The 25,780-nt window shown below is 72.2% G+C and carries 23 protein-coding genes; 8 read left to right on the top strand and 15 right to left on the bottom strand.

Going from position 1 to position 25,780, the window contains the following annotated elements; translation table 11 throughout:
• Positions 1 to 307: 307 nt before the first annotated feature.
• The 7 genes from AB0E77_RS26530 to AB0E77_RS26500 form a co-directional block, all read right to left on the bottom strand.
• Entirely contained in the window at positions 308 to 1,087 is a 780-nt protein-coding gene (locus AB0E77_RS26530) for an ABC transporter ATP-binding protein (protein ID WP_361574855.1), read from the bottom strand.
• The gene (locus tag AB0E77_RS26525) at positions 1,080 to 2,009 is read right to left on the bottom strand and encodes an ABC transporter permease (protein WP_361574852.1); all 930 of its coding nucleotides are present in this window, start codon (positions 2,007 to 2,009) and stop codon (positions 1,080 to 1,082) included. The genes AB0E77_RS26530 and AB0E77_RS26525 overlap by 8 nt, the downstream gene beginning before the upstream one ends.
• 109 nt (positions 2,010 to 2,118) lie before the next feature.
• Entirely contained in the window at positions 2,119 to 2,991 is an 873-nt protein-coding gene (locus AB0E77_RS26520; protein ID WP_361574849.1) for a glycosyltransferase, read from the bottom strand.
• Positions 2,992 to 2,999: 8 nt separating this feature from the next.
• The gene (locus AB0E77_RS26515; RefSeq protein WP_361574846.1) at positions 3,000 to 3,779 is read right to left on the bottom strand and encodes a CDP-alcohol phosphatidyltransferase family protein; all 780 of its coding nucleotides are present in this window, start codon (positions 3,777 to 3,779) and stop codon (positions 3,000 to 3,002) included.
• Complete coding sequence (locus AB0E77_RS26510) at positions 3,757 to 4,821, bottom strand: iron-containing alcohol dehydrogenase family protein (protein ID WP_361574843.1); 1,065 nt, start codon at positions 4,819 to 4,821, stop codon at positions 3,757 to 3,759. The genes AB0E77_RS26515 and AB0E77_RS26510 overlap by 23 nt, the downstream gene beginning before the upstream one ends.
• Positions 4,809 to 5,561: a phosphocholine cytidylyltransferase family protein gene (locus AB0E77_RS26505; protein WP_361574840.1), complete on the bottom strand. Its 753-nt coding sequence runs from the start codon at positions 5,559 to 5,561 to the stop codon at positions 4,809 to 4,811. The genes AB0E77_RS26510 and AB0E77_RS26505 overlap by 13 nt, the downstream gene beginning before the upstream one ends.
• The gene (locus AB0E77_RS26500; protein ID WP_361574837.1) at positions 5,558 to 7,384 is read right to left on the bottom strand and encodes a DUF5941 domain-containing protein; all 1,827 of its coding nucleotides are present in this window, start codon (positions 7,382 to 7,384) and stop codon (positions 5,558 to 5,560) included. The genes AB0E77_RS26505 and AB0E77_RS26500 overlap by 4 nt, the downstream gene beginning before the upstream one ends.
• A gap of 451 nt (positions 7,385 to 7,835) precedes the next feature.
• Here AB0E77_RS26500 and AB0E77_RS26495 point away from each other — a divergent pair, with 451 nt between their 5' ends.
• Both AB0E77_RS26495 and idi read left to right on the top strand, forming a co-directional pair.
• Entirely contained in the window at positions 7,836 to 8,774 is a 939-nt protein-coding gene (locus AB0E77_RS26495) for a cation diffusion facilitator family transporter (RefSeq protein ID WP_361574835.1), read from the top strand.
• A 178-nt stretch (positions 8,775 to 8,952) separates the two neighbouring features.
• Positions 8,953 to 9,546, top strand: coding sequence for an isopentenyl-diphosphate Delta-isomerase (gene idi / locus AB0E77_RS26490; protein WP_361574832.1), 594 nt, complete (start codon positions 8,953 to 8,955; stop codon positions 9,544 to 9,546).
• A 10-nt stretch (positions 9,547 to 9,556) separates the two neighbouring features.
• Here the strand turns inward: idi and AB0E77_RS26485 are convergent, their stop codons facing one another.
• Positions 9,557 to 10,009, bottom strand: a complete 453-nt coding sequence (locus AB0E77_RS26485; protein WP_361574915.1) for an ATP-binding protein — start codon at positions 10,007 to 10,009, stop codon at positions 9,557 to 9,559.
• Between the two features lie 205 nt (positions 10,010 to 10,214).
• On the opposite strand from AB0E77_RS26485, the gene AB0E77_RS26480 reads away from it, so the two are divergent.
• Positions 10,215 to 10,970: an enoyl-CoA hydratase/isomerase family protein gene (locus AB0E77_RS26480; protein WP_361574829.1), complete on the top strand. Its 756-nt coding sequence runs from the start codon at positions 10,215 to 10,217 to the stop codon at positions 10,968 to 10,970.
• Here the strand turns inward: AB0E77_RS26480 and AB0E77_RS26475 are convergent.
• Positions 10,957 to 11,592: a DJ-1/PfpI family protein gene (locus AB0E77_RS26475; RefSeq protein ID WP_361574826.1), complete on the bottom strand. Its 636-nt coding sequence runs from the start codon at positions 11,590 to 11,592 to the stop codon at positions 10,957 to 10,959. The genes AB0E77_RS26480 and AB0E77_RS26475 overlap by 14 nt on opposite strands.
• Before the next feature lie 54 nt (positions 11,593 to 11,646).
• Complete coding sequence (locus AB0E77_RS26470; protein WP_361574823.1) at positions 11,647 to 12,606, bottom strand: GlxA family transcriptional regulator; 960 nt, start codon at positions 12,604 to 12,606, stop codon at positions 11,647 to 11,649.
• Between the two features lie 113 nt (positions 12,607 to 12,719).
• Here AB0E77_RS26470 and AB0E77_RS26465 point away from each other — a divergent pair, with 113 nt between their 5' ends.
• From AB0E77_RS26465 to AB0E77_RS26455, 3 genes are all read left to right on the top strand, one after another.
• Complete coding sequence (locus AB0E77_RS26465) at positions 12,720 to 13,589, top strand: hypothetical protein (RefSeq protein ID WP_361574820.1); 870 nt, start codon at positions 12,720 to 12,722, stop codon at positions 13,587 to 13,589.
• A 95-nt stretch (positions 13,590 to 13,684) separates the two neighbouring features.
• Positions 13,685 to 13,810 carry an LPFR motif small protein gene (locus AB0E77_RS26460; protein WP_361574817.1) on the top strand — a complete coding sequence of 42 codons (126 nt, stop codon included), beginning with the start codon at positions 13,685 to 13,687 and terminating at the stop codon, positions 13,808 to 13,810.
• Between the two features lie 118 nt (positions 13,811 to 13,928).
• Entirely contained in the window at positions 13,929 to 16,295 is a 2,367-nt protein-coding gene (locus AB0E77_RS26455; protein ID WP_361574814.1) for a Tex family protein, read from the top strand.
• 82 nt (positions 16,296 to 16,377) lie between these two features.
• Here the strand turns inward: AB0E77_RS26455 and AB0E77_RS26450 are convergent, their stop codons facing one another.
• On the bottom strand, positions 16,378 to 18,024 hold the full coding sequence (locus AB0E77_RS26450) for an ABC-F family ATP-binding cassette domain-containing protein (protein ID WP_361574811.1): 1,647 nt from the start codon (positions 18,022 to 18,024) through the stop codon (positions 16,378 to 16,380).
• A gap of 36 nt (positions 18,025 to 18,060) precedes the next feature.
• Positions 18,061 to 19,092: an oxidoreductase gene (locus tag AB0E77_RS26445; protein WP_361574808.1), complete on the bottom strand. Its 1,032-nt coding sequence runs from the start codon at positions 19,090 to 19,092 to the stop codon at positions 18,061 to 18,063.
• 77 nt (positions 19,093 to 19,169) lie between these two features.
• Between AB0E77_RS26445 and AB0E77_RS26440 the strand changes: the two genes are divergently transcribed.
• On the top strand, positions 19,170 to 20,123 hold the full coding sequence (locus AB0E77_RS26440) for an FAD-dependent oxidoreductase (RefSeq protein WP_361574805.1): 954 nt from the start codon (positions 19,170 to 19,172) through the stop codon (positions 20,121 to 20,123).
• 74 nt (positions 20,124 to 20,197) lie between these two features.
• Here the strand turns inward: AB0E77_RS26440 and AB0E77_RS26435 are convergent, their stop codons facing one another.
• The gene (locus AB0E77_RS26435) at positions 20,198 to 21,931 is read right to left on the bottom strand and encodes a BCCT family transporter (protein ID WP_361574802.1); all 1,734 of its coding nucleotides are present in this window, start codon (positions 21,929 to 21,931) and stop codon (positions 20,198 to 20,200) included.
• Positions 21,932 to 22,173: 242 nt separating this feature from the next.
• On the opposite strand from AB0E77_RS26435, the gene AB0E77_RS26430 reads away from it, so the two are divergent.
• On the top strand, positions 22,174 to 23,667 hold the full coding sequence (locus AB0E77_RS26430) for a M1 family metallopeptidase (RefSeq protein ID WP_361574799.1): 1,494 nt from the start codon (positions 22,174 to 22,176) through the stop codon (positions 23,665 to 23,667).
• A 24-nt stretch (positions 23,668 to 23,691) separates the two neighbouring features.
• Here AB0E77_RS26430 and AB0E77_RS26425 read toward each other — a convergent pair whose 3' ends face one another.
• Together AB0E77_RS26425 and AB0E77_RS26420 are read right to left on the bottom strand one after the other, a co-directional pair.
• Complete coding sequence (locus AB0E77_RS26425) at positions 23,692 to 24,177, bottom strand: macro domain-containing protein (RefSeq protein WP_361574796.1); 486 nt, start codon at positions 24,175 to 24,177, stop codon at positions 23,692 to 23,694.
• A gap of 42 nt (positions 24,178 to 24,219) precedes the next feature.
• Positions 24,220 to 25,686, bottom strand: coding sequence for an amino acid permease (locus tag AB0E77_RS26420; protein WP_361574793.1), 1,467 nt, complete (start codon positions 25,684 to 25,686; stop codon positions 24,220 to 24,222).
• Between the last annotated feature and the right edge of the window lie 94 nt (positions 25,687 to 25,780).

The following is a 25,780-nucleotide window of genomic DNA, read 5'->3' as shown; positions in this document are numbered from 1 at the left end:
CCGTAGCCATTGCCGTCACATCTCCCGTTCTACACTGCCGACCCAATACACACTATTTCGGACACGCCGCCCGGCTGCCCGCGCGGCCGGCCCGCTCGAGGGTGACGGGCATTATCGCCCCATGTGCCGCGTTTCGGGACCGCTACAGCTTACGTTGTACGACTCACCGGGTTCCGCCGGGGTGTTCCGCCCTCCACCCCAACACTCCTTCAGCCTTCAAGATTCCTCATCGGGCCAGGAGTTGACGCCTTCTTTGCACACGCGGGGCCCCGCCGGAGCAGTTCCGGCGGGGCCCCGGGCGTGTCGGCTACTTGCCCGTGAACTTCTCGTACTCCCTGAGCACCTCGTCGGTCGGCCCGTCCATGCGCAGTTCGCCGCGTTCCAGCCACAGGACGCGATTGCAGGTGTCGCGGATGGACTTGTTGTTGTGGCTGACCAGGAAGACCGTGCCGGCCTCCTTCTTCAGCTCCCGGATGCGCTCCTCGGAGCGGGTCTGGAACTTGCGGTCGCCGGTGGCCAGCGCCTCGTCGATCATGAGGACGTCGTGGTCCTTGGCGGCGGCGATGGAGAAACGCAGGCGGGCCGCCATACCCGAGGAGTAGGTCCGCATCGGCAGGGTGATGAAGTCGCCCTTCTCGTTGATGCCGGAGAAGTCGACGATCTCCTGGTAGCGCGCCTTGATCTCCTCGCGGCTCATGCCCATGGCGAGACCGCCGAGGATGACGTTGCGCTCGCCGGTCAGGTCGTTCATCAGGGCCGCGTTGACACCGAGCAGGGAGGGCTGGCCGTCGGTGTAGACCTTGCCCTTCTCGGCGGGCAGCAGGCCGGCGATGGCCCGCAGCAGCGTCGACTTGCCGGAGCCGTTGGAGCCGATCAGTCCGATGGCCTCGCCCCGGTAGGCGACGAAGGAGACGCCCCGCACGGCGTGCACCTTGCGCACGCCCCGCTCCTCACCGCGCTTCAGGATGCGGCTGAGGGCGGCGGTGGCGCTGCCCTTGCCGGTCTTGGCGCCGTTGACGCGGTAGACGATGTGGACGTCGTCCGCGATGACCGTCGGCACCCGCTCGCCCTGCTGCTGCTCAGCCACGGCCGTACCTCTCCTCCGCCTTCCAGAAGTACACGAAGCCGCCCACCACGGCGAGGACGGCCCAGCCGGCCGCCACCGCCCACACGTGCGGCGGGAGGTTGCCGGAGCCGTAGCCGTCGATCAGCGCGAAGCGCATGAGGTCCATGTAGACGGCGACCGGGTTCCACTGGAGGACGTCGGAGATCCAGCCCGGCTTGTCCTCCAGCATGACCGGGATGGAGAACATGACGCCCGAGGCGTACATCCACGTCCGCATGATGAAGGGCATGAGCTGCGCCAGGTCCGGCGTCTTCGCACCCATGCGCGCCACGATCAGCGCGAGACCGGCGTTGAAGAGGAACTGCAGGGCGAGCACCGGAATGATCAGCACCCAGGACAGGGTCGGGTAGCTGCCGAAGGCCGCGACCACCAGGAAGAGCACGATCATCGAGAAGAGCAGCTGCTGGAGCTGCTGGAGCGCGAAGGAGACCGGCAGCGAGGCACGCGGGAAGTGCAGGGCGCGCACCAGGCCCAGGTTGCCGGAGATCGCCCGCACGCCCGCCATCGCCGAGGACTGCGTGAAGGTGAAGACGAAGATGCCCGTGACCAGGAACGGGATGTAGACGTTCTTCTCCATGCCCTTACCCGCGTTCAGGATCAGGCCGAAGATCAGGTAGTAGACCAGGGCGTTCAGCAGCGGTGTGGCCACCTGCCACAGCTGGCCGAGCTTGGCCTGGCTGTACTGGGCGGTCAGCTTCGCCTGGGAGAAGGCGAGGATGAAGTGCCGCCGCCCCCACAGCTGACGGACGTACTCGACGAGGGACGGCCGGGCGCCGCTGACGGCCAGCCCGTACTTGGCGGCGAGCCCTGCCGCCGTGAGGCCCTCGTCGGGCGACACGGGCGTGGTCATCGCGACCGTGCCGTCGTGCGTTGTCTCACTCACTAGTGGAAACTTTCGTCTTCGTCGATGCGTGGCCTGTTGCGTGGCCTGTCACGGGCCGGGAACGAGCCGCCGGCCGCGGACGGCCGGGGTGCCCTGGGACACGAGCTTGTCAGATCACCGGAGGCCGGCCCAGCCGGGTCAGCCGCCACACCGTACGCCACTTCATGGGCCGGCGAGGACCGCACGGGGTGGACCAGCCCTCGCGGAACCCGCCGAACCAGGCCTTCAGCGCCGGGCGCGAGGGGCGGCGCAGCAGCGTGAGCAGCAGCCACACCCCGAGGTAGACCGGCACGAGGAGCGCGGGGAGGTTGCGGCGGGCGAGCCAGACCCGGTTGCGGGCGACCATGCGGTGGTAGACCGCGTGCCGCGAGGGCGCCGTCGTCGGGTGGTACAGCACCATGTCGGACCGGTAGTCGATCATCCAGCCGGCGTCGAGGGCCCGCCACGCCAGGTCGGTCTCCTCGTGGGCGTAGAAGAACTCGTCCGGCAGGTTGCCGACCTCCGCGAGGACGCGGGTGCGCACGGCGTTGGCGCCGCCGAGGAACGTGGTGACGCGGGAGGAGCGCATCGGGTCGGAGGCGCGCAGCCGCGGCACGTGCCGGCGCTGGGTCTCGCCGGTGTCCGGGTCGGCGATGCGGAAGCTGATGATGCCGAGCTCCGGGTCGTCCGCGAACGCCTTGCGGCACAGCTCGGCGGTGTCGGTGCGGGCGAGCAGGCCGTCGTCGTCGAGGAAGAGGAGTACGTCGACGTCGGTGCCGCCGGGGCCGAAGGCCTCGATGCCGACGTTGCGGCCGCCGGGGATGCCCAGGTTCTCCGGCAGCTCGACGGTGCGGACGCCGGCGGGCACCTCCGGGACGGGCGAGCCGTTGCCGACCACGACCACCTCGACCGGGTCGCCGTCCTGCTCGGCGACGGAGTCGAGGAGGGCGCGCAGCTCCTCGGGGCGGTTGCCCATGGTGATGACGACGGCGCCGATCTTCATGGGCGTACTCACTTCAGCCTGCTGGAGGCGAGGATCGACACCAGGTGCAGCACGGTCTGCAGGAGCGCGATGCCGGCGAGGACGGCGGTGCCGAGGCGGGTGAAGAAGAGGTCTCCGCGGGCCTGGTCCACGATCGCGAGGACGAGGATCAGCAGGGACGCCTCGATGCCGAGGATCAGCCGGTGGAACTTGAGCGCCCCGGCGGCCCGGCGGGCGAGCGCCATGCCGGAGGAGCGGATCTCGGAGGCGGACTCCTTGACGGGCGGCATCCCGGCCTGGTGCCGGGCGACGCCGACCAGGTCGGTCTCGGCCTTGATCAGGATGGCGCCCAGGGCGGCGAGGGTGCCGAGGAAGGCCCACAGCCAGTCGATCCGCCCGGTGCCGAAGAGGTCGGCGGCGCGCAGGCCGAGGCCGACCAGGACCGCGGCGTCGGTGAGGTAGGCGCCGACGCGGTCCAGGTAGACCCCGCCGAGCGAGTACTGCTTCTTCCAGCGCGCGATCTCGCCGTCGACGCAGTCCAGCAGCAGGTACAGCTGCACCGCCACGACGCCGAGCACGGCGCCCCAGATCCCCGGCACGAGCAGCGCCGGGGCCGCCAGCACGCCGCAGACGGTCATCAGGTACGTGAGCTGGTTGGGCGTGATCCTGGTGTTCACCAGGTAGCGGTCGATCCGCAGCGAGACCTCACGCATGTAGAGGCGTCCCGCCCAGTGCTCACCGCTGCGCCGGTCCTTGACCCCCGCGGGATGGACGACCGGGCGGAGTTCAGCTACCGATGGCCTTGACATAGTCGGCGTACGCGTCCCTGATCTGGTCGGTGGAGAGGTCGAGGTGTTCGAGGATGGTGTAGCGGCCGGGCCGGGTGCGCGGGGCGTAGTCGACGGCCTGTACGAATTCGTCCAGGTCGAAGCCGATCTCGCCGGGCAGGACGGGCAGACCGTGGTGGCGCAGTACCTCCGCCATCCGCCCGGCCGTCTCCGTGTCGCCGCGCAGGAACGTGGCGAACGCGCCACCGAGGCCGCACTGCTCGCCGTGGAGCGCGCTGCGCTTGGGGAACTGCAGGTCGAAGGCGTGGCTGATCTCGTGGCAGGCGCCCGACGCGGGGCGGCTGTCGCCGGCCACCGACATCGAGATGCCGCAGAGCACGAGCGCCTCGGCGAGCGTCGTCAGGAACGCGTCGTCGCCGGTGCCGCCGGGGTGGCGCAGGACGGCCTCGGCCGCCTGCCGGGCCATCGCGGCGGCCAGGCCGTCGACCTTCTCGCCGGTCTCGCGGTGCGAGAGCTCCCAGTCGGCCACGGCGGAGATCTTGCAGATCACGTCGCCGATACCGGCCCGCACGTAGCGCACCGGGGCCTCGCGGATCACGTCGAGGTCGATGACGATGCCGATCGGGTTGGGCACGCCGTAGGAGCCGCGGCCCGCGTCGTTGTCCAGCGTGGCGACCGGTGAGCACAGCCCGTCGTTGGCCAGGTTGGTGGCGACGGCGACCAGCGGCAGGCCCACCCGGGCCGCCGCGTACTTGGCGCAGTCGATGACCTTGCCGCCGCCGATTCCGACCACCGCGTCGTAACGGCCGGCCTTCTTGATGGAGTCGGCGAGCCGGACGGCCCCGTCGATGGTGCCGTCCGCCTCAGCGAACCAGTCGGCGCCCGGGAAGGCCGCGCCGAACCGCTCGCGCAGCACCTGGCCGGAGCCGTTGCTGATGGCGAAGGCCAGCCGCCCCGAGGGCGAGATCCGCTCGTCGGAGAGGATCGCCCCCAGGTCGTCCAGGGCGCCGCGGCGGATGTCCACGACGACCGGCGACGGGATGAGCCTCGTCAGTACTGGCACGCGATCTCCCGTCCCTTGGCGAGGTCGTCGTGGTTGTCGATCTCGACCCACTTGACGTCGCCGATGGGCTCCACGTCGATCCGGAAACCGCGGTTGACCAGTTCCTGGTAGCCGTCCTCGTAGTAGAGCTGCGGGTCGCGCTCGAAGGTGGTCTTCAGCGCGTCGGCCAGCTCCACGGCGGCCTCGCCCTCGATGAGGGTGACGCCGATGTACTCGCCGGTCGCCTCGGCCGGGTCCATCAGCTTGGTGATGCGCTGCACGCCCTTGTCGGGGTCGACGACGACCTTCATCTCCTCGTCGGCGAGGGACTTCACGGTGTCCAGCGCGAGGATGATCTTCTTGCCGTCGCCGCGGGCGGCGAGCAGGGTCTTCTCGACGGAGACCGGGTGCACGGTGTCGCCGTTGGCGAGGATCACGCCGTCCTTGAGGGCGTCACGGCCGCACCACAGGGAGTAGGCGTTGTTCCACTCCTCGGCCTTGTCGTTGTCGATGAGGGTGAGCTTGACGCCGTACTTCTGCTCCAGCGCCTCCTTGCGCGCGTACACGGCCTCCTTGCGGTACCCGACGATCACGCCGACCTCGGTGAGACCGACCTCGGCGAAGTTGCCGAGGGTCAGGTCGAGCACCGTGATGTCCTCCTCCGCACCCTCGGGGCCGACCGGGACCAGTGCCTTGGGCAGGGTGTCGGTGTAGGGGCGCAGACGGCGTCCGGCGCCGGCCGCCAGCACGAGGCCGATCATGCGGGTTCTCCTTCGTCGTGTACGGCGGGTGCGCCGACCTTGTGGGCGGCGACCCAGAAACGGATGCTCTCGACGAGCACCACGAGGGCTACGGCCACGGCGAGGACCGTGAGCGCGACCTTGAAAGCGGAGGCGGTGAGCAGCACGGCCAGCACCGTGACCAGCAGCGTGCGGCCCTCGTGCCCCCCGATCGCCCGCACCAGCCAGTGCGGGGGCGCACCCGCGTTGCCGCGGATGCGGTAGACCGTGTCGTAGTGATGGTAGGCGACCGCGGCCACCAGCCCGAAAGCCGCCGGAAGCGCCCCGTTCACGTCCGCTTTCGCCGCCAGGACCAGGACGGTGCCGTACTCGGCGGCGCGCAGGAAGGGCGGGACCAGCCAGTCGAGGGCGCCCTTGAGGGGGCGGGCGACGGCGAGGCCGGAGGTGAGCACGTAGAGGACCGCGGCGACGGCCGGCCAGGGTCCGCCGAAGCCGGTGAAGGCGCAGGCGGCGACCACGGCGACGCCGCCGAGCAGGGCGACGGCGGGGGCGGCGAGGCCGGGCAGCCGGCGGGCGGGGCCCCGCAGGCCCTTCGCGACGGCGTCGGCGAGCGGGCCGGAGTCGGCTAGGTCGGCGAGCGCCTTCGCCGCCCGGTCGGTGCGGGTGGCCCGGCGGGTCAGCGAGCGCAGGAGGCGGCCTGCGGTGGTGTAGGTCGCGGCGAACGCGCAGCCGATCAGCAACGCGTAGAAGGTGATCCGGGGGGTGGTGACCGCGGTGAGGACGGCGATCATGGCCCAGCGTTCGCCGATGGGCAGGACGATCATGCGGCGCACCCAGACCGTCCAGCCGACGCTGTCGAGCCGGTCGGACAGGGCCGCGGTGGGGCTGGTGTTGGCGGTGGCGGCCGTGCTGTCGACGTTCGCCTCGTTGAACGAGAAGTCCACGACGTGCCGGCAGGTCTGGAGGACCATCGCGCCGAGGGCGAGGGCCCATACGTCGTCGCCGCCGCGGGCGGCGCCGAGGGCGAGGCCCGCGTAGTAGGCGTACTCCTTGGCTCGGTCGAAGGTGGCGTCCAGCCAGGCGCCGAGCGTGGAGTACTGGAGCGAGTAGCGGGCGAGCTGCCCGTCGGTGCAGTCGAGGACGAAGGAGGCGATCAGCAGGCCGCCGGCGGCGACGAAGCCGCCGCGGGTGCCGGTGGCCGCGCAGGACGCCGCTATGAGCGCGGTGATCAGTGAGGCGGTGGTGACCTGGTTGGGGGTCAGTCCGCGGCGCGCGCACCAGCGGGCGAGGTAGCGCGAGTACGGGCTGATGCAGAAGGTGGTGAAGAAGCCGTCGCGGGCCTTGACCGCCGACTTCAGACGCACGGCCTCGTCGTCGACGGACGCCACGGCCTGCCGTGCCTCGTTGCGGGCCTGCGGGTCGGCGGGGACGACGGCGACCAGGCTGCCGAGCTCCGGCCGGTGCACGTCGGCGCCGTCGTCGTCGAGCGCGGTGGCGACCCGGTCGGCGAGGCTGTCCACGGCCACCGCGGTGCCGCCGCCCGCGGAGCTCTCCCGGGCCATGGCGCGGGAGAGGGCCTGGCGGGCGCCCGGCTGGGCGGTCACGGCGCCGGGGATCGCGGCGAGCGGGAAGCGGGGGTCGGTGAGGGCGAGGCGCAGGGCGTGCGGATGGCCCACGAAGCGGGCGTCGACCACGGCGACGCGCTCCCCGCCGGGCACCTGGGCGAGCAGCGTCTCGGCCTCCGCGGTGCCGGAGGCGAGCCGCACGTCGAAGCCGAGGGACCGCAGCTCGCTCTCGACGGACGAACCGGGAACCGGCTGGCCGGTGAGGATGGCGGTCGACAACCGAACTCACTCCCTGGTGCCGACGCCAGCGCGCCGGGCCTGTGCATGGTGGAGCGCCCGTGCCTGGGGCACCCGGGCGGCATGTCGGCAGAGGTTATCGGATGCCCGGAACACCGTGTTCACCGCCCGTTTCACGGTCGGTCGACGCCTCTTGCACCCGCCTTAGCCGCGATCATCATCGGGGATCCGGGGCCCGCCCGACAAACCGCGCTCCCCAAACGGACATCAAGGGCATCGCGCAGGGTCGGAGGGTGTGCGCGGAGGGTCAGGACGGTGCGCCGGCGAGCGGCCCGCGGCGCCGCCCGCGGCCCGGCGCCGGGCCCTCGCACCGCTCTGACCTGCGTAACGTTTCCGCAGGTCAGGGCACATGACAACGGTGTTCAGTGCCGCGTTGCCCCATACCCCCCGCCCGTAGTTGACTGAGACTCCGCGGACAAGGGAGGCGGCCTTCATGGGGGCTGGGCACGATCACGGGCACACGCACGGCGCGCACGCCGGCGGTACGGCGACGGCCGCGTACCGCGGCCGGCTGCGGGTCGCGCTGGCGATCACGCTCACCGTCATGGTCGTCGAGATCGTCGGCGGTGTGCTCGCCGACTCGCTCGCGCTGATCGCCGACGCGGCACACATGGCGACGGACGCCCTCGGACTGGGCATGGCGCTGCTGGCGATCCACTTCTCCAACCGGCCGCCGAGCGACCGGCGCACCTTCGGCTACGCCCGCGCCGAGATCCTCGCGGCCCTGGCGAACTGCCTGCTGCTGCTCGGGGTCGGCGGGTACGTCCTCTTCGAGGCGATCGATCGGTTCCTCACACCGGCCGGTACCGCGGGCGGGCTGACCGTCGTCTTCGGCGCGGTCGGCCTGGTGGCGAACATGGTGTCGCTGACGCTGCTGATGCGGGGCCAGAAGGAGAGCCTGAACGTGCGGGGCGCCTTCCTGGAGGTGGCGGCCGACGCACTGGGTTCGCTGGCGGTGATCGTCTCGGCACTGATCATCCTGGGCACGGGCTGGCAGCCCGCCGACCCCCTCGCCTCCCTGCTCATCGGCCTGATGATCGTGCCGCGTACCTGGCGGCTGCTGCGCGAGACGCTGGACGTGCTGCTGGAGGCGGCGCCGAAGGGCGTGGACATCGCCGAGGTGCGCGCCCACATACTGGCGCTGGACGGTGTCGAGGACGTCCACGACCTGCACGCGTGGACCATCACCTCGGGCATGCCGGTGCTGTCGGCGCACGTCGTGGTGAGCGGCGAGGCGCTGAACGCGATCGGCCACGAGAAGATGCTGCACGAGTTGCAGGGCTGCCTGGGCGACCACTTCGACGTGGAGCACTGCACCTTCCAGCTGGAGCCCAGCGGGCACGCGGAGCACGAGGCGCGGCTGTGCCACTGAGGCGCGGTTCCCGCAGGGCGGAGCCGGGCACGATCTTCCTTCGGGCCCCCTCGGCTCCGGACCGGTGACGGCCGCCGTCCGCGCCGCCGCGCGGGACATGCGGGTGTGCCGGGAAGTGCCGGGAGTCCCGGACGTGTGGGGCACACTTGGGGCGCCAGGACCGACGAGAAGGATGGGTATGCCGATCACTCCTGCCACCGCGACGCACAGTTCGTCGAACGGCACCGCAGACGCGATTTTGCTGGAACTGGTCGACGAGAACGGCGTGACGGTCGGTACCGCGGAGAAGCTCGCCGCGCACCAGCCGCCGGGACAGCTGCACCGCGCCTTCTCCGTGTTCCTCTTCGACGAGCGCGGCCGGCTGCTGCTCCAGCAGCGGGCCCTGGGCAAGTACCACTCCCCCGGCGTGTGGTCGAACACCTGCTGCGGCCACCCCTACCCCGGTGAGGCGCCGTTCGCCGCGGCGGCCCGGCGGACGTTCGAGGAGCTCGGGGTCTCGCCGTCGCTGCTCGCCGAGGCGGGCACGGTCCGCTACAACCACCCGGACCCGACGTCGGGGCTGGTCGAGCAGGAGTACAACCACCTGTTCGTCGGTCTGGTGCAGGCCGCGCCGCGGCCCGACCCGGAGGAGATCGCCGACACGGCCTTCGTGACCCCCGGGGAGCTGGCCGAGCGGCACGCGAAGGACACCTTCTCGGCGTGGTTCATGACGGTGCTGGACGCGGTCCGGCCGGCCGTCCGCGAGCTGACGGGGCCGTCCGCCGGCTGGTGAACGGGGTCCGCTAGCGCGGGGCGTGCTTGAGCGGCAGGGCGGCCCAGATCACCTTGCCGCCGCCGGCCGTGTGGGCCACGTCGCACGCCCCGCCCGCCTCCCTGGTGATCTCCCGGACCAGGAGCAGTCCGCGTCCTCCGGTGCGCCCGTGGTCGGTCTCCAGGGCGGTCGGGCGGTAGGGGTGGTTGTCCTCCACGGACACCCGGACCCACTCGGGCCCGACGGCGACCTCCACGGCGAGCGTCGGCGACAGCACCGCCGCGTGCCGGACGGCGTTCGTTACCAGCTCCGAGACGATCAGCAACAGCCCCTGGACCACGTCGTCGGAGACCGGCACGCCCTGCCGCACCAGCAGGTCCCGGACGGCGTGCCGGGCCTGCGGCACCGAGGCGTCGACGGCGGGCGCGGTGAACCGCCAGACGCCTTCGTACGGCAGCGGCTGCGCGGGCCCGGTCTCGTCCATCGTCCGGTCGCCACCCTCGGGCTCGATTGTCACCACACCCCAGAGTGTTGGCAACGCGTCCCTCCGCGCCGGAGAACTGAACACAAGTCAGCAGATATCGAGCGGTTCTGATCGTTGCCGTACGCCCCGCACGCCTGCGGGATCGTTCCTGCCCCGCTTGCCCCCGCTCCGCGAACTCTTCGGACCGGTGGATAGCATCCGGCGCATGGAGCCGCATCTGCAGCACCGGGTCGCCGACTCGGTCGCCACCGTCGTCGTCCACCACCCGGCCAAGCGCAACGCCATGACGGCCGCGATGTGGCGACAGCTGCCGGAGCTGCTCGGCGCCCTGGCGGACGACCCCGCGGTGCGGGCGCTGGTGCTCACCGGTGAGGGCGGGACCTTCTGCGCCGGCGCCGACATCTCGACGCTGCGGGACTCCGCCGAGGAGGCGCAGACGCTCGCCGTGCGCGCCGAGGAGGCCCTCGCGGCCTTCCCCAAGCCGACGCTGGCGGCGATCCGCGGTCACTGCGTGGGCGGCGGCGCCCAGCTGGCGGCGGCCTGCGATCTGCGGTTCGCCGAGGAGGACGCGCTGTTCGGGGTCACCCCCGCCAAGCTCGGCGTGGTGTACCCGGCGTCGGCGACCCGGCGGCTGGTGTCGCTGGTGGGGCCGGCCACCGCGAAGTACCTGCTCTTCTCCGGCGAGCTGATCGACGCCGGGCGGGCGCTGCGCACGGAGCTGGTCGACGAGGTGCTGCCGGCCGGTGAACTCGACAAGCGGGTCGCCGAGTTCACCCGGGTCCTGGTCTCGCGTTCGCAGCTGACGCAGGCGGCGGCGAAGGAGTTCGCCGACGGCCGCACCGACCGGGACGGGTACTGGAGGGAACAGGCGCGCGGCAGCGGCGACACCGCGGAGGGCGTCGCCGCGTTCCTGGAGCGCAGGCAGCCGCGCTTCGGCTGGAGCGTGCCTACGTCAGGCTGAAGCGGCTGCGGGTGCGGAACTCCTCGACGAGGTGCGCGGGGGCCTTGTGCGGGGACCCGGCGTCGTAGGGCGGCTGCGGGTCGTACTCGGTGAGCAACTGCACCGCCTGCGCGTGCTCGTCGCCGGCGATCCGTCCGACCAGGGCGAGGCCCATGTCGATGCCGGAGGAGACGCCGGCCGCGGTGACGTACTTGCCGTCGGTGACCACCCGCTCCCCGGTCGGCTCGGCGCCGTACCCCTTCAGGAGGTCGAGGGCCAGCCAGTGGCAGGTGGCGCGGCGGCCGGTGAGCAGGCCCGCCGCGGCGAGCAGCAGGGAGCCGGAGCAGACCGAGGTGGTCCAGGTGCTGGTGGCGTCGGCGGCCCGCAGCCACTCCAGCAGGGTCCCGTTGTCCATCTGTTCCGCCTGGCCGGGGCCGCCCGGCACGAGGACGACGTCCGGGGCCGGCACGTCGGCGAGCGTGCGGTCGGCGGTGAGCGCGAGGCTTCCCGTGTCGTTGCGGACGGGACCGGTCCGTTCGGCGACGAACACCGTCTCGGCGTCCGGGATGCGGCTGAGGACCTCGTAGGGGCCCACGGCGTCGAGGGCGGTGAAACGGTCGTAGAGGACGATGGCGATCTGCACGGGTTCGGTGTCCTTTCGTGTGTACGCGGCTCGCGCGCGGTGCGGGGCGTGCCGTCAGTGGGCGGACGCGGGACGGAAGCGGCGGCGGTATTCGGCCGGTGAGGTGCCGAGTGCCTTGACGAAGGCCCGGCGCATGGCCTCCGGGGTGCCGTAGCCGCTGGCCCGGGAGATCTCCTCGACTCCGTCGGTGCTGTCCTCCAGCAGCCGGCGGGCGTGTTCGAGGCGCACCCGGTCGACGTAGCGGCCGGGTGTCGTGCCGGTCTCGGCCTGGAAGGCGCGGGCGAAGTGGCGCGGCGAGAGGGCGGCGCGGGCGGCCAGGGCGTCGACGCTCAGATCGGCGCCGGGGTGCTCGGTGATCCACTGCTGCACCTCGCGGAGCGGCTCGCGGCGCGCGGTCTGCGCGGCGAGCTGGGCGCTGAACTGGGCCTGGTTCCCGGGCCGGCGCAGGAAGACCACCAGATGGCGCGCGACGGTGAGGGCCGCCTCCCGGCCCAGGTCCTCCTCCACCAGGGCGAGCGCGAGGTCGATGCCGGAGGTGACACCGGCGGACGTGGCGACGTGTCCGTCGCGGACGTAGATCGGGTCGGGGTCGACGTCGACGGCCGGATGGTCGCGGGCGAGCCGGTCGCAGTACGCCCAGTGCGTGGTGGCGCGGCGGCCGTCCAGCAGGCCTGCCGCGGCGAGCAGGACGGCTCCGGTGCAGACGGAGACGAGACGCGGGGCGCCGGGCCCGTGCTCGCGCAGCCATCCGACCAGGCGCGGGTCCGGGTCCCGGGTGCCCTGACCGCCGGGGACCAGCAGGGTGTGCGGGGCGGGCGCGCCGGTGAGGGCCCGGTCCGGTACGACGGTCAGACCGCTGGACGTGCGCACGGGAGCGCCGTCCAGCGAGGCGGTGCGGATGCGGTAGGTGCCCGCTGTGTGCTTCTCGGCCCCCGCGAAGACCTCCACGGGACCGGTGACATCGAGGCTCTGGACGTCGTCGAAGAGGACGACGAGAACGGTGCGCTGGGCCATGCCGTCGATTCTTCGGCCGCCTGACGGTGGCCGCAATGACGCGTCTCCCACCTTTCCTGCCATGCCTCCCGCACCCCTGGAGGACGTACTGAGCGGTTGGTAACGTGCCGGGCATGACAACCGCCACGCTGGACGCCCGCGCCGGCCGCCGCTGCCACAACGCGCTGAACCCGCTGCACTCGACCCACTACTTCTCGCCCGACCTGGGCCGGGAGCTGGCCGCCCTCGGGGTCAGCGACCCCCGGGCCGTCAACTTCGCGGTGCGTGCCGCAGCGCTCGGCCCGGTCGGCGCCGGCACGGTGACGGCGGCGTTCTACAACTACAAGCACGACCTGGTCGCGCAGCACGTGCCCGCCGTGTGGGAGACCGTCACGCCCGCCCAGGTCCTGGCCGCCCGCACCCGCGCCGTCGACGCGACGCTGCGCCGCCTGCTGGGCGAGGAGGCCGTGGCGTCCGCGGAGATGGCGGAGGCGGCCGAGCTGGCGCTGCGGGCCGCCGAGGGCTGCTCGCGCAGCGCCCGCCCGCTGTACTCGGCCCACGCCGACCTGCCGGTGCCCGGCGATCCGCACCTCGCGCTGTGGCACGCGGCCACGCTGCTGCGCGAGCACCGGGGCGACGGCCACCTCGCCGCGCTGCTGGCGGCGGGTCTCGACGGACTGGAGGCGGTGGTGACGCACACCGCGACCGGCCGGGGCCTGGCGCCGAAGTGGGTCTTCACCACCCGCGGCTGGACCCAGGAGGAGTGGGACGCGGCGGCGGACCGGCTGCGGGAGCGCGGGGTGCTCGACGACGCCGGTGAGCTGACCGAGCGGGGCGTCGCCCTGCGCGACGGCATCGAGCGGGAGACGGACCGGATGGACGAGGGCCCGTACGCGCACCTGGGCGCGGAGGGCGTGGCCCGTCTGACGGAGCTGGGAACCGCCTTCACCCGCAAGGCCCTCGGCGCCGGCGCCTTCCCGGCGGACCTCTTCGGCAAGCGCTGAGCCCCCCGCCCCGCGACCGCGGGGCATACGGGGCCGGTCCCGAGGTACCCGTACCTCTCCCGGCCGCAGCGGCCGGGAGAGGAAAGGGGTTTTCCGTGTTCCGTGCCATCGCAGACGTCCTGCGCCAGATCGCCGGCGCCGTCGCCACCGTCGTCACGCTTCCCTTCCGGGCGCTGGCCCGGCTCTTCGGCGGCGCCTCGTCCTCGGCGCGCAGGGCCTGACGCGGCGTCCCCCGTACCGTCCGGCCGCGACGGGCCGGGGTGGCGCCCTGATCCCCCGATTGTCGGCGTCACCTGCCACAATTGCCGCGCAACCTCTGTGAGAAGGCGGTACGGGATCGTGACGACACCCGGGTCCAGCGCGTCCATCGACGTGAGGTCCATCGAAGGCAGGATCGCCGAGGAACTCGGCGTACGGGAGCGGCAGGTGAAGGCCGCCGTGGAGCTGCTCGACGGCGGCTCCACGGTGCCCTTCATCGCCCGCTACCGCAAGGAAGCGACCGAGATGCTCGACGACGCGCAGCTGCGCACGCTCGAGGAACGGCTGCGTTATCTGCGGGAGCTGGAGGAGCGGCGTACGGCGATCCTCGACTCGGTGCGCGAGCAGGGCAAGCTCACCGAGGAGCTCGAGGCCCGGATCCGCGAGGCGGAGACCAAGGCCCGCCTGGAGGACATCTACCTGCCGTTCAAGCCCAAGCGGCGCACGAAGGCGCAGATCGCCCGCGAGGCCGGTCTGGAGCCGCTGGCCGAGGGCCTGCTCGGCGACCCGTCGGTGGACCCGCTCGCGGCGGCCGCCGCGTTCGTCGACGCGGACAGGGGCGTGGCCGATCCGCAGGCCGCCCTGGACGGGGCCCGGGCGATCCTCACCGAGAAGTTCTCGGAGGACGCCGACCTGATCGGCGAGCTGCGCGAGCGCATGTGGGTGCGCGGGCGGCTCGCCGCCAAGGTGAAGGCGGGCAAGGAGGAGACGGGCGCCAAGTTCGCCGACTACTTCGACTTCGCCGAGCCGTTCACCGAGCTGCCCTCGCACCGGATCCTCGCGATGCTGCGCGGCGAGAAGGAGGACGTCCTCGACCTCGTCCTGGAGCCCGAGGAGCCCGCCGAGGGGCCGTCGTCGTACGAGGGGATCGTCGCGAGCCGGTTCGGGATCGCCGACCGCGGCCGGCCCGGCGACAAGTGGCTCGCGGACACGGTCCGCTGGGCCTGGCGCACCCGCATCCTGGTCCACCTCGGAATCGACCTCAGGCTGCGGCTGCGCACGGCCGCCGAGGACGAGGCGGTGAACGTGTTCGCCGCCAACCTGCGCGACCTGCTGCTGGCCGCCCCCGCCGGCACGCGGGCCACGCTCGGCCTCGACCCCGGCTTCCGTACCGGCGTGAAGGTCGCCGTGATCGACGCGACCGGCAAGGTCGTGGCCACGGACGTGATCCACCCGCACGTCCCGGCAAACCGGTGGGACGAGGCGATCGCCAAGCTGGCCGGGCTGGCGAAGGAGCACGCGGTCGAGCTGGTCGCGATCGGCAACGGCACGGCGTCCCGCGAGACCGACAAGCTCGCGGGTGAACTCATCGCCAGGCACCCGGAGCTGAAGCTCACCAAGGTGATGGTCTCCGAGGCGGGCGCCTCGGTGTACTCGGCGTCGGCCTTCGCCTCGCAGGAACTGCCCGACATGGACGTCTCGTTGCGCGGTGCCGTGTCGATCGCGCGGCGGCTCCAGGACCCGCTGGCCGAACTGGTGAAGATCGACCCGAAGTCGATCGGCGTCGGCCAGTACCAGCACGACCTGTCCGAGGTGAAGCTGTCGCGCTCGCTGGACGCGGTGGTCGAGGACTGTGTGAACGGCGTGGGCGTGGACGTCAACACGGCCTCCGCGCCGCTGCTCGCCCGCGTCTCCGGCATCACCTCCGGGCTCGCCGAGAACATCGTGGCGCACCGGGACGCGAACGGGCCGTTCCGGTCGCGGACCGAGCTGAAGAAGGTGTCGCGGCTGGGCCCGAAGGCGTACGAGCAGTGCGCGGGCTTCCTGCGGATCCGGGGCGGCGACGATCCCCTGGACGCGTCCAGCGTGCACCCCGAGGCGTACCCGGTGGTGCGGCGGATGGTGAAGACCGCCGGGCAGGACGTGGCGGGGCTGATCGGCAACACGGGTGTCCTGCGGTCGCTGAAGCCGGCGGAGTTCGTGGACGAGAAGTTCGGTCTGCCGACCGTCTCCGACATTCTGCGGGAGCTGGAGAAGCCGGGGCGCGACCCGCGGCCGGCCTTCAGGACGGCCACCTTCAGGGAGGGCGTGGAGAAGATCTCCGACCTGGCGTCCGGGATGGTCCTGGAGGGAGTCGTCACGAACGTGGCCGCGTTCGGGGCGTTCGTGGACGTCGGTGTGCATCAGGACGGGCTGGTGCACGTGTCGGCGATGTCGAAGACCTTCGTGAAGGATCCGCGGGACGTGGTGAAGCCCGGGGACATCGTGAAGGTGAAGGTGCTGGACGTCGATATTCCGCGGAAGCGGATCTCGTTGACGTTGCGGCTGGACGATGAGGCGGCGCCGCAGGGGGAGCAGCCGCGTGGCCAGCAGCGGGGGACGCGGCAGGGAGGCCGGCCTCCGAAGCAGCGGCAGCAGGGTGCCGGGGGGAAGGGGCGGGGCTCGGCGGCGCCTGCTCCGGCCAACGGGGCGATGGCGGACGCGTTGCGGCGGGCCGGGTTGGCGTAGGCGCGGGGTGCGGTTGCGGGCGGGTGGGTCGCGTGGCCCGGCGCTGCCGGGTGCCGCTGCGCCCACCCCTGCCGCCCCGCGGCTACGGGCGGCTCTCCGTGAGCTTGCCGTCTGTTACCTCCAGGCGGCGGGTCACGTGGACCGCGTTCAGCATGCGGCGGTCGTGGGTGATCAGCAGGAGGGTGCCTTCGTAGGCGTCCAGGGCTGACTCCAGTTGCTCGATGGCCGGCAGGTCCAGGTGGTTGGTCGGCTCGTCCAGGACCAGGAGGTTGACGCCCCTTCCCTGGAGGAGGGCGAGGGCCGCTCTCGTGCGTTCGCCCGGGGAGAGGGTCGACGCCGGGCGCATGACGTGGTCCGCCTTGAGGCCGAACTTGGCCAGGAGGGTGCGGATGTCGGCCGGTTCGGTGTCCGGCGTCGCCGTGCGGAAGGCGTCGAGCAGGGACTCGGGGCCGTGGAACAGCGCGCGGGCCTGGTCGACCTCGCCGAGCAGGACGTCCGAGCCGAGCGCCGCGTGCCCGGCGTCGAGCGGGACGCGGCCCAGGAGTGCGGCGAGGAGGGTGGACTTGCCCGCGCCGTTGGCGCCGGTGATCGCCACGCGGTCCGCCCAGTCGATCTGGAGGGAGACCGGGCCGAGCGTGAAGCCGCCGCGCCGGACCTCGGCGTCGCGCAGGGTGGCGACGACCGCGCCGGAGCGCGGCGCCGACGCGATCTCCATGCGCAGGTCCCACTCCTTGCGCGGCTCCTCGACGACCTCGAGGCGTTCGAGCATGCGCTGGGTCTGGCGGGCCTTGGCGGCCTGCTTCTCGCTGGCCTCGCTGCGGAACTTGCGGCCGATCTTGTCGTTGTCATTGCCCGCCTTGCGCCGGGCGTTCTTGACGCCCTTGTCCATCCAGGTGCGCTGCATCTGGGCCCGGTCCTGGAGGGCGGAGCGCTTGTCGGCGTACTCCTCGTACTCGTCGCGGGCGTGCCGGCGGGCCACCTCGCGTTCCTCCAGGTAGGCCTCGTAGCCGCCGCCGTAGAGGTTGATCTGCCGCTGGGCGAGGTCGAGTTCGAGGACCTTGGTGACCGTGCGGGTGAGGAACTCGCGGTCGTGGCTGACGACGACGGTGCCGGCGCGCAGGCCGGACACGAAGCGTTCGAGGCGCTCCAGGCCGTCCAGGTCGAGGTCGTTGGTCGGCTCGTCGAGCAGGAAGACGTCGTAGCGGGACAGCAGGAGGGAGGCGAGGCCGGCGCGGGCCGCCTGGCCGCCGGACAGGGAGGTCATCGGCTGGTCCAGGTCCACCGTGAGGCCGAGCGCGTCGGCCGTCTCCTCGGCGCGGTCGTCGAGGTCGGCGCCGCCGAGGGCGAGCCAGCGCTCCAGGCCGGTGGCGTAGGCGTCGTCGGCGCCCGGGGCGCCCTCGACCAGGGCCTCGGTGGCCTCGTCCATGGCGCGCTGGGCCTCGGTGACGCCGGTGCGGCGGGCGAGGAAGGCGCGGACGGTCTCGCCGGGCCGGCGCTCCGGCTCCTGCGGGAGGTGGCCGACGGTGGCGCTCGGCGGGGACAGGCGCAGCTCGCCCTGTTCCGGGGCGGTGAGGCCGGCGAGCATCCGCAGGAGGGTGGACTTGCCGGCGCCGTTGGCCCCGACGAGGCCGATCACGTCGCCGGGGGCGACGACGAGGTCGAGCCCGGTGAACAGGGAGCGGTCGCCGTGGCCGGCGGCGAGGTTCTTGGCGACGAGGGTGGCAGTCATCAGACCGCCGATCCTAACCGCGCCCCGGCCGCCCGCTCAGCCGGGTTTCCCGCGCCGCACCGCCGTCACCAGCACGCTTCCCGGTGCCCGCGCCACCAGGTAGGACTCCCCCTTCACCGTGCCGGGGTCCAGGGCGACGCGGTGGCCGCCCGCCCCGAGCACGTCGTCGAAGACCTCGTGGGTGTGCGTGCGGTGGAACCGGTCGAGCCGGTACGCGGTGAGCCGTACCCGGCAGGGTGAGGTCACCTCGAGCTCCGCCGCGCCGCCGGCCGCCGTCAGGCGGGTCAGCCGGTGCCGCCCGGCCGGGCCGCCGTCCAGGGCGTGTTCGATCTGGGCGACGAGGAGCGGGACGATCGGGGCGAGGCCGTCGACGTGGGCGGCCTCGACGCCGGCCCGGGTGAAGGCGTCGCGCACTGCGGCCCGTTCCTCCTCGCCGGCCGCGCGCCCGAAGACGACGGCGCCGTAGCCGCGCAGTTCCTCGGCGGGCACGCCGGCGGCGTCGTGGGCGATGTCGGCGCCGATGCCGATGGTGCGCAGCGCGGCGGCGAGCCGGGCGAGCAGGGCGACGCGGGCGCCGATCAGCAGCACCCGGCGGCGGGTGTGCGCGCCGCCGTCGAGAAGGGCGGCCAGCGCCGTGCGGTACTCGGTGCCGGAGAAGCGGAAGGGGCCGATGCCGTGGTAGCCGTTGAACTCGAGGTCGGCGTGCTCGCCGGTCTGCCAGGCGAAGTCCCGCCAGACGAAGTCGTCGCCGTCGCGCTGGATCACGGCGGTCACCGCGCCGCAGGCCAGGTCCTCGCAGTCGGGGCAGCCGTAGATGACGTACCGGCCGCCGGGCAGCGGCGCGTCGGTCTCCAGGAGCAGGCTGCGGACCTGCGCGGTGAAGATCGCCGGCGGCACGTCGGAGGCGAGCGGGGAGACGGCGTCCAGGTCGGAGAGGCGGAACAGCAGGGACCGTCCGTCCACGATGAAGTCCACGAAGTTGCGGTGGACCTGGTAGTCGCCACCGGCGAGGACTCCACCGGCCCGCATCGCCGGTGCCAGGCCGAAGGTCGCGTATTCGGCAGCCATGCGGTGAGTATTCCCTCGGTGCCGCCGATCTGAGCACGTGCTGACGGATTCGGGCGGGGAGGGCCTATCGTCCCGGTGTGGAAACCGAACTGGGTGACGAGGTCGTCGTGGTCGGCGGCGGGGTGATCGGGCTGACGACGGCCGTCGTGCTCGCCGAGGCCGGCAGGCGGGTGCGGGTGTGGACGCGGGAGCCCGTCGAGCGCACCACCTCGGCGGTCGCGGGCGCGCTGTGGTGGCCGTACCGCATCGAGCCGGTGGCGCTGGCACGGGAGTGGGCGCTGCGCTCGCTGGACGTGTACGAGGATCTGGCGCGGCGGCCCGAACGGACGGGCGTACGCGTGGTCGAAGGGGTGCTGGGCGAGACGGGCCTGGACGAGGTCGACGGCTGGGCGAGCGCGCGGCTGCCGGGCCTGCGGCCGGCGCGGGCCGGGGAGTACGGCGGGGCGGGGCTGTGGGCCCGGCTGCCGCTGATCGACATGGTGGCTCATCTGCCCTGGCTGCGGGAGCGGTTGGCGGCGGCGGGCGGTGTGGTGGAGACGCGCACGGTGGCCGGCCTGGCGGAGGCCGGGGCGCCGGTCGTGGTCAACTGCACGGGGCTGGGCGCCCGGGAGCTGGTGCCGGACGCGTCCGTGCGGCCGGTGCGCGGGCAGCTGGTCGTGGTGGAGAATCCGGGCATCGACACCTGGCTGGTCTCCACCGACCCCGTCTCCGGGGAGATGGCGTACTTCTTCCCGCACCCCGGCCGGCTCGTCCTGGGCGGCACGGCCGAGGAGGACGCGTGGTCGGCGGAGCCGGACCCGGCGGTCGCGGAGGCGATCGTACGGCGGTGTGCCGCGCTGCGGCCCGAGATCGCCGGGGCGCGGGTGCTGGAGCACCGGGTGGGGCTGCGGCCGGCCCGGGACGCGGTGCGGCTGGAGCGCGAGGTGCTGCCGGACGGGCGGCTGCTGGTGCACAACTACGGCCACGGCGGCGCGGGCGTGACGGTGGCCTGGGGCTGCGCCCTGGAGGCGGCCCGCCTCGCGACCGGCTGACCGGGGGTTGCCTGCGAAGGCACGGGACGCCGGGGCGCGGCCCGGTCCTCGGCGGGGCCGCGCACCGGCGTCGTTCACTGGTCGTGCTTGCCGATCGGGTCGCCCTCCACGTCCGTGCCGGGCCCCGGGCCGATCCGGATCTCGAAGTCGCCCTCGTACTGCTTGTGGCCCTCGATGACGGCCAGCTCGACGGCTTCGGAGGCCATCTCGCCGCGCACGATGAGGGAGTCGCGGCGCAGGTCGCGCATGAGGGCGACGCACATGAAGATCATCACGATGACGAAGGGCGCCGCCGCGAGGATCGTGAGGTTCTGCAGACCGGTGAGCGCGTCCGCCTCGCCGCTGCCGATCAGCAGCATGATGGCCGCGACGGCGCCCGTCACCACGCCCCACACGACCACCACCCAGCGGCTGGGTTCGAGCGCGCCCTTCTGCGAGAGGGTGCCCATCACGATGGAGGCCGCGTCGGCGCCCGAGACGAAGAAGATGCCGACGAGGATCATCACCAGCAGGCTGGTGGCGGTGGCGATGGGGTACTCCTGCAGCACGCCGAAGAGCTGACCCTCAGGGGTCGAGTCGTCGCCCAGCCGGTGCTGCTCCTGCAGCCGCATCGCCGAGCCGCCGAAGATCGCGAACCAGATCAGGCTGACCGTGCTGGGCACGAGGATGACACCGCCGATGAACTGACGGATCGTCCGGCCCCGGCTGATGCGGGCGATGAACATGCCGACGAAGGGCGTCCAGGAGATCCACCACGCCCAGTAGAAGACGGTCCAGCTGCCCAGCCAGTCCGCGACCCCCTTGCCTCCGCTGATCTCGGTGCGGCCGGCCATCTGGGGCAGGTCGCCGAGGTAGGCGAAGACGGAGGTCGGCAGCAGGTCGAGGATGAGGATGGTCGGGCCCGCGACGAACACGAAGACCGCGAGCAGCAGGGCAAGCACCATGTTGGTGTTGGACAGCCATTGGATGCCCTTCTCGACGCCGGAGACGGCCGAGGCCACGAACGCCACCGTGAGCACCGCGATGATGCCGACGAGCAGTCCGGTGCTGACCTTGTCCATCCAGTCGAGCTTCTCCATGCCGGAGCCGATCTGCAGCGCGCCGAGGCCGAGGGAGGCCGCGGAGCCGAAGATCGTCGCGATGATGGCCAGGATGTCGATGACCCTGCCGCCGGCGCCGTTGGCGTGCCTCTCACCGATGAGCGGGGTGAACACCGCGCTTATCGTCTGCCTGCGGCGCCTGCGGAAGGTGCTGTAGGCGATGCCGAGACCGACCACGGCGTAGATCGCCCACGGGTGGAGCGTCCAGTGGAACAGGGTGGTGGCCATGGCCGTGGCCATGCGGTCCCCGGAGTCGGCCGGGCTGGTGCCGGGCGGGGGCGTGGTGTAGTGCGCCAGCGGCTCGCTCACGCCGTAGAACATCAGGCCGATGCCCATGCCGGCGCTGAACATCATGGCGACCCAGGACACGGTCCGGAACTCGGGTTCCTCGCCCTCGGCTCCCAGGTGGATGCGGCCGTAGCGGCTGGCCGCCAGCCAGAGGGCGAAGACCACGAAGCCGGAGGCGGCCAGCGTGAACGCCCAGCCGCCGTTGTGCAGCAGTCCGCCGAGCATGCTGCTGGAGACGTCCTCCAGCGAGTCGGTGGCGGCGGCGCCCCAGATGACGAAGGCGAGGGTCAGGGCGGCGGTGACCCCGAAGACGACCCGGTCGGTTCTGGGGTGCCTGTCGCGCCCTGGGAGGCCGGCGTCCGAACCCGGAAGCTCGCCTCTTGCGTGGTGTTCCCCGTCATTCGGTCGGTCCTGCGTCACAGGCGGCACCTTTCCCTTCGGTGAGGACGAAAATAGTCCTCTGTTACGCCGATACCACGTGCGACGCGGAACTCACCTGTTCGGCAGCGGGTTCCACCGGCCTCCGTCCGGAGCACGGGTGCGGGGACTCTCATGTCGGCCGGATGACGATCATGTGACTGGAGTGGCCGTGGACATGACTGGGTGCACAGGGGCTGAATAGGCTCCGAACAGACCTCGTACCCCTACGACTTGGAGCTTTCGTGCACCGCAGATTCATCGTGCCGGGCGCACTGGGCGCCGCCACCCTCATGCTGGCGATCCCGGCGTCGGCGGCGGCCCACTCCCCCGGCGCTCCGGGCATCGGCGACCCCTACTACCCGGCCTACGGCAACGGCGGCTACGACGTCTCCCACTACGACCTGCGCCTGAAGTACCAGCCGGCGACGGACCGGCTGGAGGGGACGGCGACGATCCTGGCCCGCACCACGCAGCACCTGTCGCGGTTCGACCTGGACTTCCTGCTGGACGTGGGCGAGGTGCGGGTGAACGGCGCGAAGGCCTCGTTCACGACGTCGGGCGAGCACGAACTGGAGATCACTCCGAAGAGCCCGCTGCGCAAGGGCGCCCCGGTCACCGTCGTCGTCCGTTACAGCGGGGTGCCGTCCTCGAAGCAGGCGTACGGCTTCACCAGCTGGCACCGCACCCCCGACGGCGGCGTCGGCGCGAACGAGCCCGAGGCGGCCTGGTGGTGGTTCCCGAGCAACGACCACCCGCTCGACAAGGCCACGTACGACGTGTCCGTGCAGGTGCCTGACGGCACCCAGGCCATCTCCAACGGCACGCTCCAGTCCACCAGCTCACGGCTCGGCTGGACCCGGTACAACTGGCGGTCCGACAAGCCGCAGGCCACGTATCTCGCCACGCTGGCGGTCGGGAGGTTCGACCTCACCACCGGCACGACCGAGGGCGGCATCCCGGTCGTCAACGCCTACAGCAAGGACCTCGGCGCCAACGACGGCGCGGCGCGGGCCAGCGTGGAGCGGACCGGGGAGATCGCCGACTGGCTGAGCGAGTATTTCGGGCCGTATCCGTACAACGCGCTCGGCGGGTACGTGCCGAACACGAACACCGGGTACGCGCTGGAGACGCAGACCCGGCCGTTCTACAGCCCGCGGCAGTTCGCGAACGGGTCGAACGTGTCCGTCGTCGTGCACGAGCTGGCCCACCAGTGGTACGGCGACCTGGTGTCCGTGCACGGCTGGAAGGACATCTGGATCAACGAGGGCTTCGCGCGGTACGCCCAGTGGCTCTGGTCGGAGCACGAGGGCGAGGGCACGGCGCAGGAGCTCGCCGACTACACGTACGCCTCCCATCCGGCCGACGACCCGTTCTGGACGGTGCGGCCCGGTGATCCCGGGCCGGAGAACCAGTTCGACATCGCGGTCTACGACCGGGGCGCGCTGGCCGTGCAGGCACTGCGCAACGAGATCGGCGACCAGGCGTTCTTCGAGGTCCTGAAGGGCTGGCCGCAGCGGTACGCCTACGGCAACGCGTCGGTCGAGGACTTCCGCCGGTACGCCGAGGAGGTGTCCGGCAGGCCGCTGGCGGCGCTGTTCGACACCTGGCTGTTCCAGCCGTCGAAGCCGGCCGCGCCGGCGGCCCGCGCGGCGTCCCTCGCGAAGGCGTCGGCGACGCCCGCGCAGCCGCGGTCGTGGAAGAAGATCGCGGCGACGAACGACGTGCACGAGCACTGACGGGCCCCGGGGACGGTGTCCGCCTCAGGCGCCGTCCCCGTGGTCGTACACGGTGACGGATATGCCCTGCCGCGCCAGCCGCTCCGTGACGAGCGGCTCGACGCGGGACCATGTGCCGCCGGCCAGTCCGCAGCCGATGCGGGGCATGTGCACGGACGCGCCCAGCTCGGCCGCGTGACCGGCGACGCGGCCGAGGGCGGTGCCGATCGCCTCGTAGCGCACGGGGGCGCCCTTGCTGCCCCTCCTGGTGCCGTGCTGGCCGATCATGTTGGCCACCCACACGTACGGCTCGACGCGGACGAGCTGGACGGCGCCCAGCCCGAAGTCGTTCGACGCGCGGTCGCGGTGCCAGGCGCGGTACGCCGCCTCCGGCTCCGGCCAGCGGCGGGAGACGGCCAGGACGAAGCCCTTGCCCCAGCCGCCGCGGTCGTTGCAGACATGCGCTATCACCTTGACGCCCTTGGCCGGCGGGGCGGTGGCGTCACCTCGGACGTATGCGATCTCCGGCATGACACCACCGTAGGGGCCGCCACTGACAGCGGCCCCGGGCGGCTAGGCGCCGAGGCGGCCGAGTTCCCGGTCGGCCTCGAGGGCCACGCGGCGGCGGACGCCGAACCAGCCTGCGACCAGCATCAGGGCGATCACCGGGATCAGCAGGAGGGTCCAGCGGCCGATCTCGGGGTCGTTGCCCATCATGCAGAGCACGGCCACCAGGAAGGCGATCGTGACGATCTCCGTGACCGGGCTGCCGGGCAGGCGGAAGTGCGGGCGGGTGACCAGGCCGGCCCGGGCGCGGCGGACGAAGACCAGGTGGCAGATCATGATGATCACCCAGGTGCTGATGATGCCGAGGGAGGCGACGTTCAGCACGATCTCGAAGGCCTTGCTCGGCATCAGGTAGTTCAGGCCCACGCCGAGCACGCAGATGCCGCAGGTCAGCAGGATGCCGCCGTAGGGCACCTGGCTGCGGCTCATGACGCGGGTGAACTTGGGCGCGGAGCCCGCCATGGCCATGGAGCGCAGGATGCGGCCGGTGGAGTACAGACCGGAGTTCAGGGAGGACATCGCGGCGGTGAGGACGACGAGGTTCATCACGTCGCCGGCCGCCGGGACGCCGACCCTGGACAGGACGGTGACGAAGGGGCTCTCGTCGCCGGAGTAGAGCGAGCCGGGCAGCAGCAGGGCCAGCAGGACGACCGAGCCGACGTAGAAGAGGGCGACGCGCCACATGATCGAGTTCACCGCGCGCGGGACGACCTTCTCGGGCTCGGCGGTCTCACCGGCGGCGACGCCGACCAGCTCCAGCGCCGCGTACGCGAAGATCACGCCCTGCATCACGAGCACCACGGGCATCACGCCGTGCGGGAGGATGCCGCCGTGGTCGGTGATCATGCTGACGCCTGGGGTGTAGCCGCCCACGTCGTGCTGGGTGGCCAGCAGGAAGATGCCGATCAGCATGAAGCCGACCAGGGTGGCGACCTTGACGATCGCGAACCAGAACTCCATCTCGCCGAAGATCTTCACCGAGATGAGGTTCACGGCCAGGACCACCGCGAGGGCGGCCAGGGCGAGCACCCATTGCGGGATGCTCGTGAACAGGCTCCAGTAGTGCGTGTACAGCGCGATCGCGGTGATGTCGGCGATGCCGGTGGTCGACCAGTTCAGGAAGTACATCCAGCCGGCGACGTAGGCGCCCTTCTCGCCGAGGAACTCGCGCGCGTACGACACAAAGGACCCGGACGAGGGCCGGTAGAGCACGAGCTCGCCCAGCGCCCGGACCACGAAGAAGGCGAAGACGCCGCAGACGAGATAGGCGATGGCGAGCGCCGGGCCCGCGTCGCGCAGCCGTCCGCCGGCGCCGAGGAAGAGGCCGGTGCCGATCGCGCCGCCGATGGCGATCATGTTGACGTGCCGGGCCTTGAGGTCCTTGCTGTAACCGGCGTCGCCCGCGTCCGCGGGTGTTCCGGCCGCCTGGGGACGGGCGGCGGCCTGTGCCGTGTCGACGGCGTCCTTGCTCACGGGTGGTTCCACTCTCTGGTGCGCCCGGGCGGGATACGCCCAGGTCGTCCGTACAGTGACAGGCCCGCACCACCCTTCGCGGCACAGACCAGTG

The sequence above is a fragment of the Streptomyces sp. NPDC032940 genome, assembly GCF_040636935.1.
Classification (GTDB): Bacteria; Actinomycetota; Actinomycetes; order Streptomycetales; family Streptomycetaceae; genus Streptomyces.
This window is presented reverse-complemented; position numbering and strand designations above follow the sequence as displayed.